Genomic DNA, 14,030 nt, shown 5'->3' with positions numbered 1-14,030 from the left:
CCACCGTGACAGATTAAGCTACTTTCTTAGCTTGTTTGACCAGTTGTGCAACACGGTCAGAAATAGTTGCGCCTAAGCCAACCCAATGCTCAACACGGTCCAGATCTAAACGCAGTTCTTCTGCTTGACCTGCTGCGATCGGGTTGAAGAAACCGATACGCTCAATGAAACGACCGTCACGCGCATTGCGGCTATCGGTTACAACGATTTGGTAGAACGGACGTTTTTTAGCGCCGCCACGAGATAAACGAATTGTTACCATAACATCCTCATTAGTTAACAAAACAACCAGACTCCATCGAGGGATAGAGTCCGGCTGTCATATAAAAAGCCCGAAAAGTTTACTCACTTTGACGCAAAAATCAATCAAAAGTACGTTTTGTTTGAGGCTTTATTGTTTAACGCCCCGGAAAACCCGGAGGCATCATACCCTTCATACCGCGCATCATCTTGGCTAAGCCGCCTTTTTTCATTTTCTTCATCATGCGCTGCATATCATCAAATTGTTTTAAGAGGCGGTTCACCTCTTGTACTGTTGTACCAGAACCTGCTGCGATACGACGTTTACGTGAACCTTTAATAATTTCCGGTTTCTCACGCTCTTTACGCGTCATAGAATTAATCATCGCTTCCATTCGAACAGTGATTTTATCATCCATTTGCGATTTGACGGCATCAGGTAATTGGGACATCCCCGGCATTTTACTCATCATACTCGCCATGCCGCCCATATTACGCATTTGCTTTAATTGGCTCAGGAAGTCATTTAAATCAAAGCTATCACCCGTTTTTAGCTTTTTCGCTAATTTTTCAGCTTCATCACGGTCAACTTTATGTTCGATCTCTTCAATCAGAGAAATCACATCCCCCATACCAAGGATACGGGAAGCGACACGCTCAGGGTGAAAAGGCTCTAAGGCATCAGTTTTTTCACCAACCCCTAAGAATTTAATTGGCTTGCCTGTGATAGCACGGATTGACAGTGCCGCACCGCCTCGAGCATCCCCATCAACTTTGGTTAATACAACCCCTGTCAGTGGTAATGCTTCATTAAACGCTTTTGCAGTATTTGCCGCATCTTGACCTGTCATTGCATCAACGACAAATAAGGTTTCAACGGGTTTGATAATGCGGTGAACTTCTTGGATTTCCTCCATCATCGCTTCATCAACGTGTAAACGACCGGCGGTATCCACTAACAACACATCATAGAATTGTAACTGTGCATGTTTTAATGCTTTTTGTACGATGGCTGCGGGTTTTTCCTGTGCATCGGAAGGGAAAAAATCAACCCCAACAGATTGAGCTAATGTTTCTAGCTGTTTGATCGCCGCAGGGCGATAAACGTCAGCTGAGACCACCAGTACCTTTTTCTTTTGTTTTTCTTTTAAATGCTTACCAAGCTTGGCAACACTGGTCGTTTTACCCGCACCTTGCAAGCCGGCCATTAAGACTACCGCAGGCGGTTGCGCAGATAAATTAAGCTGATGGTTTTCATCCCCCATCGACCTAGTCAGTTCATTTTGAACAATTTTAATAAATTCTTGGCCAGGTGTTAGGCTTTTATTAACATCTTGACCAACAGCACTTTCTTTGACTTTTTGAATAAATTCACGGACAACTGGCAAAGCAACGTCTGCTTCCAGTAAGGCCATGCGAACTTCGCGTAATGTGTCTTTAATATTGTCATCAGTAAGGCGTCCCCGCCCACTGATATTGCGCAACGTGCGCGATAGTCTGTCAGTTAAATTATCAAACATATGTCTTAGCTCAATTCTGTTGATGGGCCGATGCTCAGCCTGATCTGGTTGCTAATACAGCTAATTTCAAGTGTATTGGTTATAACGACTTGAATTATAAGTATCAATCCTTTCATAATTATGAAAGAAAAACCAACGCTAAAATAATTCGGGCAAAATAATTATGCTATTGTAACATGCCCATTGTTTTTTCGCTGCCCCCTGTTTGAAACTGATGATACAGGTTATTATGGTTCTAATTTATGGTGATAAATCAAATCAGTTGGCGCATGAAGTGCTATCAACAACGAATATGCTGTGATTAGCCCGTCCAATGGTTGGAGCCTACACCCGTACAAGTTATACTATGTAATAACTTTCCACTAACCAAGAACAACGACACTATACTATGCCCGTATTTGCAGTCATAGCAGTTTGTACATACATGGTCAGTCTGCTACTGATCGTCCCCGGTCAAGTGCGTAAGCAGCCATTCTATCGTCGCCTAGCGATTTTGCTTGCTGTTATTGCGTTAGTGACTCATGCAATAACACTGAAATTACTTATTTTCAGTGAGGCCGAGGGGCAAAATCTCACACTGTTGAATCTAGGTTCTGCGGTTAGCTTGCTTATGTGTGTGATTATGACCGTTGTGGCTTATTGGGGAAAAGCCTGGTACTTAACTCCGATTGTATATAGTTTTGCTATCATTAATTTAATGTTATCCACCATCATGCCCGGTGAGTTTATTACTCATCTAGAAGCGAGCGTCCCTCTATTCGTTCATATCGGCTTAGCTTTATTGAGCTATGCAACGTTGCTCATTGCAGCGTTATATGCTCTCCAAGTGGCGTTGATTGACCACCAATTAAAAAATAAAACCTTAAAATTTAGCCCAGATATGCCACCCATGATGGTTGTAGAACGCAAGATGTTTCATATCACTCAGGTTGGTGTGATTTTGCTTACATTAACCTTATGCACAGGCTTTATTTATATGGATAATATTTTTGGTAAAGAAAATATCCATAAATCAGTATTATCTGTTATTGCTTGGTTTGTTTATATTACTTTGCTTTGGGGGCATTTCCATGGTGGATGGCGGGGTAAACGCGTGTTGTTTTTCCACGTTGGGGGCTCCATTATCTTAACAATGGCTTTTTTTGGTAACCGCCTTATACAGGAATTTATAATATTTTGACAACTAAACCACCATTAGCCTCATATAAGGAACCTTGTTTTGGATGATGTGTCTACCAGTACGCTAATCATCATATTGATTGTTTTAATTTTTATGTCGGCCTATTTCTCTGCTTCCGAAACAGCGATGATGACATTAAACCGCTATCGTTTAAAACATTTAGCAAAACATGGCAATAGCTCTGCGATCCGCGTCGAAAAATTACTCAAGCACCCCGATAAACTCTTAAGTTTAGTGCTTATTGGCAATAATTTGATCAATATTGTCGCCTCTGCATTAGCGACGATTATCGGCATGCGTTTATACGGCAATGCCGGTGTAGCAATGGCGACGGGGATTCTAACATTTGTGATCCTTATATTTGCCGAGGTTATGCCTAAAACACTCGCTGCGCTGTATCCAGAAAAAATTGCGTTTCCTAGCAGCTACCTTTTAAAGCCGCTACAAGTCATTATGATGCCGATTGTGTTGGCATTTAATACCATTTCAGCCTTGTTGTTACGTTGTATAGGTATACGGTCGCTAACTGCCCGTACGGATGCCGTCAACAAGGAAGAATTGCGGACCATTGTTAACGAATCAAAGCATAAAATTAGCCGTCGCAACCAAGACATGCTGATTTCAATATTGGATTTAGACAAAGTCACCGTTGGCGATATTATGTTGCCAAGAAATGAAATTGTGGGCATTGACGTAAATGATGACTGGAAATCAATTATTCGACAGCTAACGCATTCACCTCATGGACGTATAGTGCTTTATCGTGATTCCCTTGATGATTCCATTGGTATTTTGCGTGTTCGAGAAGCCTATCGTTTGATGATGGAAAAACGCGAATTCAACAAGCAAAATCTGATTAAAGCAGCTGATAATATCTATTTCATCCCGAATAGTACGCCACTTAATATTCAACTTGTTAATTTTCAGCATAACAAAGAAAAGCTAGGCATCATTGTTGACGAATATGGTGAAATTCAAGGTCTTATTACTGTCGAAGATATCTTAGAAGAAATTGTAGGGGACTTTACAACATCTATGTCTCCATCACTAGCTGAAGAGGTTTTGCCACAAAGCGACGGTAGCGTACTTGTAGACGGTTCTGCCAATATCCGTGAGCTAAATAAGGCATTCGATTGGAATCTCCCTATTGATGGCCCTAGGACGGTTAATGGCATGGTATTAGAGGTGATAGGTGATATCCCTCAACCTGAAGAGCAAATCGTGGTAGGCCATTACCTTATCGAGGTATTAGTCATGAGCGAAAATATTGTTAAGCAAGTCAGGATAACCCCTCTGGCATTTAGCTCCCAAATCCCAGACCTTTAATTTAAACTGCCACTCTTAGCTCACAACCTAAAAAGAGCCAGATATTGGCTCTTTTGTTTTATATATAGATCAACTAAAAGATAGATAACTAGACGTGCAGTTGCTCTAGTTTGTCTGCTGGTAACGCTAATTCATCATTTTTATTGATACCAATCTCGGAAGCGAGAACATTACGTGCAATTTGTTGCGCTTCTTCTAATGAATGCATTTTATATGTACCACACTGATATACATTCAATTCAGGAATTTTGTTTTGATCTTCAACCTTCAAAACATCTTCCATTGCCGCTTTCCACGCATTAGCAACACGCTGCTCCTCTGGTTGGCCGATTAAGCTCATATAAAAACCTGTACGGCAGCCCATTGGAGAGATATCAATAATTTCTACACCATCACTGTTGAGATGATCACGCATAAAGCCTGCAAATAAGTGCTCTAAAGTATGCGTTCCTTTCTCTGTCATGGCTTCTTCATTTGGCACGGTAAAACGTAAATCAAACACTGTGATAGTATCATCATTCGGTGTTTTCATGGTTTTTGCCACACGTACAGCAGGCGCTGACATGCGAGTATGATCGACAGTAAAGCTATCTAATAATGGCATTTTGTGACCTCCTCAAAAATATAAAAATTATTTCTAAAAATAAATGAAACTATTTTGAAAATGCAGAGTCTGAAATATTGAAAGACGCGCAATTTGTTATCATCCCTAATTCTCTAAGAGATTTTTATTTGGCCACCTAGTGTGGCCATTTCTTTTAGCGTCCTGCATGGATGCGCAGATAGTCTTCAAAGCTTTCAGTTTCACTTTGCTCCATCTTTGCTTGCTTCTCAATTGAAGCTAACCGTGCTTGTTCAAATTGCTCTTCAGTAATCACTTCATAAGGTTCATTAACTAACTGTTCAAAATACTTCTCAGCTAATTCTAGCCCATAACCACCAATGCCTTTTTCCAACATCTCATCCATAACGAGCGCTGAGTATGTCAGTGTTGGATCTTCAAACATGGCAACAAACTGGTGGCAAGCTTCTTGATACCTTTCATCACAGCAAGTATCAAGCACTTCAGCAACCCGAATTAAATCATTAAATAATTGCTGACCAACCTCAACTAATGGTTTGACTTCACTACCACAACCAAAACCAATCACTTGTCCAGGTTTACGCCCTTCAAGGATCACCCTGTTCCAATTTTGGCGACAGCAATCAAGCTCTTGAGCATTCATTTCAGGTGCATCTGCAAGCACACACCATATTAAGAATAGATCAACAAACCGAGCTTGTGTTTCATTTACCCCAATTGCACTGAACGGGTTGATATCCAGTGAACGAACTTCAATATACTCAATACCACCACGCATTAGAGCATCTGAAGGTGATTCATTACCTTTAGGTACACGTTTCGGCCGTATAGGGGCATACAGCTCATTCTCTATCTGTAATACATTCGTATTTAACTGAACATATTCGCCATCTTTTTTTACTCCTAGCTTTTCAAATTCAGCCGAAGGTTTATGAATGGCTTTTTTCAAGTTTTCTATATATTCATCCAGTTTATTGAACGTAATATTTAGATCACTTTGCGACTTATTTGTATAGCCTAGGTCACTCATGCGCAGTGATGTCGCATAAGGTAAGTAATAGGTGCCACAATCTGTTTTATCAAATGATAACGCTGTGTCTCTATCCTTTAAGAAAGAGCCACAAATGGCTGGAGATGCGCCGAATAGATACGGAATAACCCAACCGAAGCGGTAATAATTTCTGATCAGACGTAAATAGCCCTCTGAAATTTTTTCCTTACCGCTTTCTTCATCTTTTACACCAGCCCAAGCCTGCCAAAATTCAATTGGCAAAGAAAAGTTATAATGCACCCCTGCTATCGTTTGCATTAGCGCACCATAACGATTTTTTAAGCCCTCTCGATACAGGGTTTTAAAACGCCCGACATTAGAAGAACCATATTGAGCAAGAGTGATTCTATCTTCACTTTCAATAAAGCACGGCATACTGAGCGGCCACATTCTTTCATTTTTAAGTTGGCGCGCAGTATAACGATGTAAGTCCCGAAGAAAGGCCAAATTATGGCTGATGCTTTTATCTACAGGAGTAATAAATTCGAGTAAGGACTCCGCAAAATCTGTCGTGATCCATTTATGTGTTAAAGCTTTTCCCAGCCCTTCTGGATGCAATGTTTCTGCTATCGCACCTGTTGGGGACACACGCAATGTTTCGCGCTCAATACCACGTTGAATTCCATTTAGTGCTTCTGGGTGCGCCTCTAACCATGAGAGCGCTTTTGATACGTCCGGGATCAAATCGACCTCCCGCCTGTGATGTTAATTTATTTTATTGAGGCAATTACTTTAGCTTAAATCACATAAATTGTCGCTGTCTAGATGTGTGGTTTATCGAGGATTACATACAAAGATATTAGGTGAATGGCATTTTTTCTAATTTTAGGCAAAAAAAAACTCCTCAAAGTGAGGAGTTTCTAATGATGGTGCATCCGGGAGGATTCGAACCTCCGACCGCTCGGTTCGTAGCCGAGTACTCTATCCAGCTGAGCTACGGATGCAAAATTCTTTCGATTATAAATCGATGTTCCAATAACTTTTTATGAATTAGATTAAAATGTATTATTGATATGCTAAATTTAGCAACTAAGAGATGGTGCATCCGGGAGGATTCGAACCTCCGACCGCTCGGTTCGTAGCCGAGTACTCTATCCAGCTGAGCTACGGATGCATGTTTAGTGCAAGACTGATTTTTATCTCAAAATTTTTATCAACTACTAAAAACTAACTTCTAAGTTACTGCATGTTTTGGTTTCCAATATTCTAGAACCAAAACAAAACCCCATCAGATACTCTTATAGGGTTAAATATGGTGCATCCGGGAGGATTCGAACCTCCGACCGCTCGGTTCGTAGCCGAGTACTCTATCCAGCTGAGCTACGGATGCATATCTAAAATGGCGGTGAGGGAGGGATTCGAACCCTCGATGCAGCTTTTGACCGCATACTCCCTTAGCAGGGGAGCGCCTTCAGCCTCTCGGCCACCTCACCATATTTTAGTTACACACGATTTGTTTTTTCAAACATCTCGTTGCTGTGTGGCGCACATATTACTTTCCTAGACTTAGAAGTCAAACAATTTTTCCAAACTTTTTGCATTCCGTAGTCTGTTTGCACATTTCACAAGCAAGATGATTAGTTTAGCACCGAAAAATATCTTTTTCAGCCCTTATCTCACTAAGTTTATAAACAAAAAGCAGGAAAAAAAATGATGATAGCACTCAACAAAAAGTATATTTTTTAGCCAAGTGAAAAATAGACATGCAATAAAAAAATGAATCGAGCATGATGAAAATTAATGCTCAGCAAAATACAGTCGCTAAACACTAAAAAAACTGCATATTAGATTAACAAAAGGGAATAATAGAATAGGAAAGACAAGCGTCCATTCTTGCTGTGTGGTCAATCATTGGACGCTTCTTTTTTATTATTGATTATCTGGTTGAGTTTTTTCAGCCTGGATCCGTTGATAAATTTCTTCACGGTGAACAGAAACTTCTTTTGGGGCGTTAACACCAATACGAACTTGGTTGCCTTTGACACCCAATACAGTAACTGTTACCTCATCGCCTATCATGAGTGTTTCACCAACTCGACGAGTCAGAATAAGCATTCTTTGCTCCTTGAAATATTAAAAGAGTCGGGTCTTTAGGTATCCCCCGCTATTGTCCATCACACACCGTGAAAACGTAAAGCAATGATATTCACCTAAAGCATTGATGCCATCAATGCAAGCATTCTAATTATTTACAAGCAAAATATAACACTACAAGCGATACATTAACAATGCCGCAACAGCTTAAAGTTGCCTCATATTTTAATGAGGCAACTTTGTCGACGCTTATAGCCGTGATTCAACCCATTCTTCGACACTTGCCATCGCAGCAGGTAATGCATTCACGTCAGTACCCCCTGCCTGTGCCATGTCTGGTCGCCCACCACCTTTACCGCCAACCTGCCCTGCAATAAAGGAAATCAAGTCACCTGCTTTAACTTTAGCAGTTAAATCATTAGTCACCCCAACGATCATACTGACTTTATCACCACTTGTTGTTGAAAGCACGATAATCGCAGATTTCAGCTGGTTCTTGAGATCATCTACCATAGTTCTCAGTAGCTTAGGATCAGTATTGCTCAATTGAGTCACTAACAACTTGATGCCTTTCACATCTTTCGCTTTACTACCTATTGAAGCACTTTCTTGCGATGCTTGCTGATCTTTTAGTTGCAAAATTTCTTTCTCGAGCTGACGAGATTTGTCTAATGCAGCTTTAACTTTTTCCACAAGACTATTGGAGTCACCTTTTAATAGGTGAGCAATTGCTGAAAGTTGCTCGGATTGATTGTGAATATTTTCAATCGCCATCGCCCCCGTTGTTGCTTCGATACGACGAACGCCAGCAGCAGTGCCTGATTCGTTAAGAATACGGAATAAACCAATATCCCCAGTTCGACTAGCATGTGTACCACCGCATAATTCAATAGAAAAATCACCCATACTCAAAACGCGTACACGTTCTTCATATTTTTCACCGAATAATGCCATAGCGCCTTTCGCTTTAGCTCCCTCTAAATCCATCAACTCAGTTTCAATTTCTGAGTTTTTTCGGATTTGAGCATTCACAATATCTTCTACCTGACGTAGCTCTTCCTGTGTCATCGCTTCAAAATGGGAGAAATCAAAACGGAGATATTTATCGTTAACCAATGAGCCTTTTTGTGACACATGCTCACCCAATACCTGACGTAATGCAGCATGAAGTAAATGTGTCGCTGAGTGATTTAAGCGGATAGCATCACGCCTCGCGCTATTAATCAAAGCAGTAATACGATGGTTAACAACTAATGTACCTGACTCTACTTTACCTATGTGACCAATCGCTTGGCCGTATTTTTGAGTGTCTGTTACATTAAAGCTTGCACTGTCACTATTTAAATAACCAGTGTCACCCACTTGCCCACCGGACTCTGCATAGAATGCAGTTTTATCTAGGATAACCAACCCTTCTTCACCCTCTTTAAGGGTATCAACAGGTTGACCATCTTTATACAAAGCCGTGATTGTTGCTTGTTGCTCATCGTATTGATAACCAGAGAATTCGCTACGCTTATCAACTTTGATTAATGAGTTATAATCTGCGCCAAAACCGCTCGATTCTCTAGCACGACGACGTTGGTCTTCCATCGCATGCTCAAAACCTTGCTCATCGACTTTAATATTGCGTTCACGGCAAACGTCCGCCGTTAAATCGATAGGGAAGCCATAGGTATCATATAAACGGAATGCAGCCTCACCATCAAGTGTATCGCCTTTTAGGGAAGCAAGTTCTTCGTCTAATAATTGCAAGCCGCGTTCTAAAGTACGAGCAAATTGTTCTTCTTCAGTTTTAAGAACTTTTTCTACCATTGCTTGCTGACGTGCAAGCTCATCCGCAGCAGAGCCCATCACGTTAATTAGTGGAGCAACTAATTTGTAGAAGAAGGTATCCTTTGCACCAAGCATGTAACCGTGACGCACTGCTCGGCGAATAATACGCCGTAAAACATAGCCACGCCCTTCATTTGATGGAATGACACCATCACTAACAAGGAATGCACAAGAACGAATGTGGTCAGCAATAACACGCAATGATTTATTTTCCAAATCAGTTGCCCCTGTTGCTTTCGCAGCAGCAGCAATGAGTTCGCGGAAAATATCAATCTCATAGTTAGAATTTACGTGTTGAAGTACCGCGGAAATGCGTTCTAAACCCATCCCTGTGTCGACTGAAGGTTTTGGCAGTGGCTCCATAGTACCGTCTGATTGACGGTTAAATTGCATGAAGACAAGGTTCCAGATTTCAATATAACGGTCACCATCTTCTTCAGGGCTCCCCGGAGGACCACCCCAAATATGCTCACCATGGTCATAGAAAATCTCTGTACATGGACCACAAGGGCCTGTATCACCCATTTGCCAGAAGTTATCTGACGCATATGGTGCACCTTTATTGTCACCAATACGAATAATACGCTCAGCTGGAACACCAATTTCTTTGTTCCAGATATCATACGCTTCATCATCTGTCGCGTAGACAGTTACCCACAGCCTTTCTTTTGGTAAATTAAACCACTCTTCGCTAGTTAATAGTTCCCAAGCAAAGCGGATAGCATCATGCTTAAAGTAATCACCGAAGCTGAAGTTACCTAGCATTTCAAAAAATGTATGGTGGCGAGCGGTATAACCCACATTTTCTAAGTCGTTATGTTTACCACCTGCTCGAACGCAACGTTGCGCAGTTGTCGCTCGGGAATATGCTCTCTTATCCAGGCCAAGAAATACATCTTTGAACTGGTTCATCCCTGCGTTTGTGAACAGTAGTGTAGGGTCATTATTTGGCACTAGCGAACTGCTGGTGACCACTTGATGACCTTTCGTATGAAAAAAGTCGAGAAACGCTTGACGGATCTCAGCGGTGCTTTTACTCATATTTATCCCGATATCAAGCTGGAAACAGAATTACGAATTGTTGAGATGGTATGTAACATCACCTCTAATCAACTCTCCGATTAAAAAGTGACTGATAAGATAAAGTCTCTTTATGCAGAAGTAAAATATAGATACATCCATTAGCAGCTTTCATTGTAAAGCGTCTAGATATTTTCTGAAAGCATGTTTATACCCCGCGCTGGGGTATTTTTCCACAGAAAAACTGTTCGATAAACTATTAATGTAATAGGCCAAAATAAAAATGGCGCCCCCTTATGAAAGGTGCGCCACTAATTTAGATGATAATCAAATAGTTACACTTGAATTAAATTTCTTCTGGTGTTTCTTCTTCATCAGAACCACTGACGAAATCTTCCGCAGCGCTACTAAATTCACCAGTATGATTTAATAACATTTCGCGTAGTTTCGTATCAATTTCCTGTGCTATTTCAGGATGCTCTTTTAAATAAGTTGTTGAGTTAGCTTTACCTTGACCGATTTTGTCCCCGTTATAGCTATACCAAGCACCCGCTTTTTCAATTAATTTATGTTTTACACCTAAGTCAATAAGCTCACCGAAGGTGTTAATCCCTTCACCATAAAGAATTTGGAATTCAGCTTGTTTAAATGGTGCTGCGACTTTATTTTTCACAACTTTAACACGGGTTTCGCTACCTACAATTTCTTCACCGTTTTTCACCGCACCGATACGGCGAATATCTAAACGGACAGATGCGTAGAATTTCAATGCGTTACCACCTGTAGTGGTTTCCGGATTACCAAACATAACACCAATCTTCATACGAATTTGGTTGATAAAGATCAGTAAGGTATTTGACGTTTTTAAATTCCCCGCCAATTTACGCATTGCTTGGCTCATCATACGGGCTGCTAGGCCCATATGAGAATCACCAATCTCGCCTTCAATTTCAGCTTTAGGTGTTAACGCAGCAACAGAGTCAACGATAATGACATCAACCGCCCCTGAGCGTGTTAATGCATCACAAATTTCAAGAGCTTGTTCACCTGTATCGGGTTGTGAACATAATAAGTTATCAATATCTACGCCTAATTTTTTCGCATAGATAGGGTCTAAGGCGTGCTCTGCATCGATAAATGCGCAAGTTTTACCACTGCGTTGTGCCGCAGCAATAACCTGTAAAGTTAATGTTGTTTTACCCGAAGCTTCAGGACCGTAGATTTCAACAATACGACCTAATGGCAAGCCACCAGCGCCTAATGCAACATCAAGGGATAAGGAGCCTGTTGAAATCGTTTCAACATCCATAGAGCGGTCTTCACCAAGACGCATAATGGAGCCTTTACCAAATTGTTTTTCAATTTGGCCTAATGCTGCTGCAAGTGCTTTTTGTTTGTTTTCATCAATAGCCATGATTACTCCCTAAGTGCAATGGCTTGACCACTGCGAATAAAACGATTGAATTGGGTTTGTTAAAATTAATTATACTGTATAATCATACAGTATCAAGAAAATTTTTCATTTAACAACTTTAAAAGTGTTTCTAGGACATAACCCGTTGATTGTAAACGAACTTGGTTTCTATCCCCTTGGAATACACAGTGCTGTGTTGTTACGGTTATGGTTTTATCAGCCTGTTTTTTAGCAAAACCAAACCAGACTGTCCCAACAGGCTTTTCTATACTACCGCCGTCGGGGCCGGCAATTCCACTGATTGAAACAGCAAAATCGGCCCTCGCTTCCCGCAATGCCCCTAAAGCCATTTCTGCGACAACTTGTTGGCTTACTGCGCCATATTGTTGTAAAGACTCCTCTTTAACACCAATCATTTGGTGTTTGGCTTCATTGCTATAAGTGACGAAGCCACGCTGGAAGTAAGCTGAGCTCCCTGCGATATCGGTCAATACCTTAGCAACCCAGCCACCAGTACAAGATTCAGCAGCGGTGACTGTTTTACCTTGTTCTGTTAGTTTCTGACCAATTTGAATACTCAATATTTCGAGTTGCTTCTCATCTATCATGATGCTACCTACCTTTACTTCATTTTTTTACGAGCGCGATCCCAAACCCACAAACCCGCAATAGCTATCGCAAATACAGCACCAAAACCAATCCCTGCATTCACTACTGACAAACCAGCTTTAATTGCCAAAGAGTACAAGCCTAACATAATTAGCATTGCACTGTTTTCGCCTAAGTTTTGCACAGCAATGGCATTCCCTGCTCCAACAGTCTCTTTCCCCTTTTCTTGAAGTAATGCATTAAGTGGAACCACAAATAAGCCACCAAATACCCCAAGTATTATCAGAATAAAATATGCTGGAATAATATTAGTTTGCAATGAGAGTAAAACCACCATGATACCGATGATAACCCCAGCAGGAGTACAACGATAAACCGTTTTTAAGGTAATAAATTTAGCAGCAAGCCCCGCTCCAACGACAATCCCTATAGCAACCATCGCATTGAGGATTGTTGGGGTTGTATTGTCTTGTAAGCCTAAAGCGACAGGTACCCATGCCACTAATAAAAAACGTAAGGTGACACCCGCCCCCCAAAATAAACTGGTCCCCACAAGTGAGAAGCGACTTTCTTGGTTAGACCATAGAATACGGCAAGCACCGAAAAAATCAGTCACTAATAGTTTAATATTCCAGCCTTTGCCTGGCCGTGCAGCCACTAGCGGTGGGATAAAGAAATTGGCAATAACAGCTAATGCATACAATACAGCACAAGTTCCGAGCGCTAATATAAGGTTAATATCGGAAAGCACCCCACCGACCACTGAGCCCACTAGAATAGCCGCGATTGTCGATGCTTCCATAACTCCATTTGCTTTAACAAGGTTATCTCCCCCTGTTAATTCCCCTAAAATACCGTATTTAGCAGGGGAATAAGATGCAGCGCCTACCCCCACTAGACCATAGCAAAGGAAAGGGTTTAACCCCAAACAAATACCAAGAGCCCCAATAAATTTAAAAATGTTAGAAAACAACATTACGCGCCCTTTTGAGAACCTATCGGCGATTTGCCCTACAAAAGGTGCCAGTACAATATAAGTAAATACAAACACCATTTGCAGAATAGGATGGCTCCATTCAGGGTAAAACTCTGCTTTAAGCTGTGCAAGTATTGCAAATAATAATGCATTATCAGCAAATGCAGAGAGGAATTGAGACGCCAATACGGCTTTCATTCCTCGGCTCATTAATGGCGCATTTTGCATGCTTTCTTGCATA

At 41.1% G+C, this 14,030-nt stretch carries 11 protein-coding genes and 4 tRNA genes; 2 read left to right on the top strand and 13 right to left on the bottom strand.

Features of this window, described 5'->3' with window-relative positions; genetic code table 11:
- Window positions 1–13 precede the first annotated feature (13 nt).
- Together rpsP and ffh are read right to left on the bottom strand one after the other, a co-directional pair.
- Window positions 14–262 carry a 30S ribosomal protein S16 gene (gene rpsP / locus ABE954_RS04845; protein ID WP_042848682.1) on the bottom strand — a complete coding sequence of 83 codons (249 nt, stop codon included), beginning with the start codon at window positions 260–262 and terminating at the stop codon, window positions 14–16.
- 136 nt (window positions 263–398) lie between these two features.
- Entirely contained in the window at window positions 399–1,760 is a 1,362-nt protein-coding gene (gene ffh, locus ABE954_RS04840; RefSeq protein WP_042848683.1) for a signal recognition particle protein, read from the bottom strand.
- Between the two features lie 388 nt (window positions 1,761–2,148).
- Here ffh and ABE954_RS04835 point away from each other — a divergent pair, with 388 nt between their 5' ends.
- Both ABE954_RS04835 and ABE954_RS04830 read left to right on the top strand, forming a co-directional pair.
- Complete coding sequence (locus ABE954_RS04835; protein ID WP_042848684.1) at window positions 2,149–2,940, top strand: inner membrane protein YpjD; 792 nt, start codon at window positions 2,149–2,151, stop codon at window positions 2,938–2,940.
- A gap of 39 nt (window positions 2,941–2,979) precedes the next feature.
- On the top strand, window positions 2,980–4,266 hold the full coding sequence (locus ABE954_RS04830; RefSeq protein WP_042848685.1) for a CNNM domain-containing protein: 1,287 nt from the start codon (window positions 2,980–2,982) through the stop codon (window positions 4,264–4,266).
- Window positions 4,267–4,354: 88 nt separating this feature from the next.
- Here the strand turns inward: ABE954_RS04830 and luxS are convergent, their stop codons facing one another.
- The 11 genes from luxS to lplT form a co-directional block, all read right to left on the bottom strand.
- On the bottom strand, window positions 4,355–4,870 hold the full coding sequence (gene luxS / locus ABE954_RS04825; protein WP_042848686.1) for an S-ribosylhomocysteine lyase: 516 nt from the start codon (window positions 4,868–4,870) through the stop codon (window positions 4,355–4,357).
- A gap of 154 nt (window positions 4,871–5,024) precedes the next feature.
- On the bottom strand, window positions 5,025–6,584 hold the full coding sequence (gshA, locus tag ABE954_RS04820) for a glutamate--cysteine ligase (protein WP_042848687.1): 1,560 nt from the start codon (window positions 6,582–6,584) through the stop codon (window positions 5,025–5,027).
- A gap of 183 nt (window positions 6,585–6,767) precedes the next feature.
- A tRNA-Arg gene (locus tag ABE954_RS04815) sits at window positions 6,768–6,844 on the bottom strand.
- A gap of 93 nt (window positions 6,845–6,937) precedes the next feature.
- A tRNA-Arg gene (locus ABE954_RS04810) sits at window positions 6,938–7,014 on the bottom strand.
- A gap of 139 nt (window positions 7,015–7,153) precedes the next feature.
- Window positions 7,154–7,230 (bottom strand) — tRNA-Arg (locus tag ABE954_RS04805).
- 10 nt (window positions 7,231–7,240) lie between these two features.
- Window positions 7,241–7,333, bottom strand: a tRNA-Ser gene (locus tag ABE954_RS04800).
- Window positions 7,334–7,769: 436 nt separating this feature from the next.
- Window positions 7,770–7,955: a carbon storage regulator CsrA gene (csrA, locus tag ABE954_RS04795; protein ID WP_004264815.1), complete on the bottom strand. Its 186-nt coding sequence runs from the start codon at window positions 7,953–7,955 to the stop codon at window positions 7,770–7,772.
- 228 nt (window positions 7,956–8,183) lie between these two features.
- Window positions 8,184–10,811, bottom strand: a complete 2,628-nt coding sequence (gene alaS, locus ABE954_RS04790) for an alanine--tRNA ligase (RefSeq protein WP_371025743.1) — start codon at window positions 10,809–10,811, stop codon at window positions 8,184–8,186.
- Between the two features lie 325 nt (window positions 10,812–11,136).
- On the bottom strand, window positions 11,137–12,204 hold the full coding sequence (recA, locus tag ABE954_RS04785) for a recombinase RecA (RefSeq protein ID WP_048608224.1): 1,068 nt from the start codon (window positions 12,202–12,204) through the stop codon (window positions 11,137–11,139).
- Window positions 12,205–12,296: 92 nt separating this feature from the next.
- Entirely contained in the window at window positions 12,297–12,812 is a 516-nt protein-coding gene (gene pncC / locus ABE954_RS04780) for a nicotinamide-nucleotide amidase (RefSeq protein ID WP_048608226.1), read from the bottom strand.
- Between the two features lie 14 nt (window positions 12,813–12,826).
- On the bottom strand, window positions 12,827–14,029 hold the full coding sequence (gene lplT, locus ABE954_RS04775) for a lysophospholipid transporter LplT (RefSeq protein WP_371025742.1): 1,203 nt from the start codon (window positions 14,027–14,029) through the stop codon (window positions 12,827–12,829).
- Between the last annotated feature and the right edge of the window lies 1 nt (window position 14,030).

This window comes from Providencia sp. TYF-12 (genome assembly GCF_041344805.1).
In the GTDB taxonomy this organism is placed as follows: domain Bacteria; phylum Pseudomonadota; class Gammaproteobacteria; order Enterobacterales; family Enterobacteriaceae; genus Providencia; species Providencia huashanensis.
This window is presented reverse-complemented; position numbering and strand designations above follow the sequence as displayed.